The organism is Pseudomonas sp. NBRC 111139, from assembly GCF_001753955.1.
Taxonomy (GTDB): domain Bacteria; phylum Pseudomonadota; class Gammaproteobacteria; order Pseudomonadales; family Pseudomonadaceae; genus Aquipseudomonas; species Aquipseudomonas alloputida.
Map to the genome: position 1 here is coordinate 1 of NZ_BCBP01000011.1, position 868 is coordinate 868.

Genomic DNA, 868 nt, shown 5'->3' on the forward strand with positions numbered 1-868 from the left:
TCGACGCCGAGGTGGTGCCGCAGCCGCGCAACCGTGTGGCGCTGAAGATCAAGATCAACGAAGGCACCGTCGCCGCCATCCAGCACATCAACATCGTGGGCAACAACGTATTCGATGATGAGACCCTGGGGCAGCTGTTCGAGCTGAAGACCACCAACTGGCTGTCGTTCTTCAAGAACGACGACAAGTACGCCCGTGAAAAACTCTCCGGTGACCTGGAGCGCCTGCGTTCCTACTACCTGGACCGCGGCTACATCAACATGGACATCGCCTCCACCCAGGTGTCCATCACGCCGGACAAGAAGCACGTCTACATCACCGTCAACATCAACGAAGGCGAGAAATACACCGTTCGCGACGTGAAGCTGTCCGGTGACCTCAAGGTGCCGGAAGACCAGGTCAAGTCGTTGCTGCTGGTGCAGCCGGGCCAGGTGTTCTCGCGCAAGGTGATGACCACCACGTCCGAGCTGATCACCCGCCGCCTGGGTAACGAAGGCTACACCTTCGCCAACGTCAACGGCGTGCCACAGCCGAACGACCAGGACCACACCGTCGACATCATGTTCGTGGTCGACCCGGGCAAGCGTGCCTACGTCAACCGCATCAACTACCGCGGCAACACCAAGACCGAAGACGAAGTGCTGCGTCGCGAAATGCGCCAGATGGAAGGTGGCTGGGCGTCGACCTACCTGATCGACCAGTCCAAGACCCGTCTTGAGCGCCTGGGCTTCTTCAAGGAAGTCAACGTCGAGACCCCGCAGGTGCCTGGCACCGACGACCAGGTCGACGTCAACTACAGCGTCGAAGAGCAGGCCTCCGGCTCGATCACCGCCAGCGTCGGTTTCGCCCAGAGCGCCGGCCTGATCCT

1 protein-coding gene is annotated in these 868 nt (G+C 60.9%); it reads left to right on the plus strand.

The genetic code is table 11. The features are described 5' to 3' along the window. Positions 1-868, plus strand: an 868-nt coding sequence (bamA, locus tag BJQ17_RS00075; RefSeq protein ID WP_070095331.1) for an outer membrane protein assembly factor BamA, incomplete at both ends; no start/stop codon positions are given.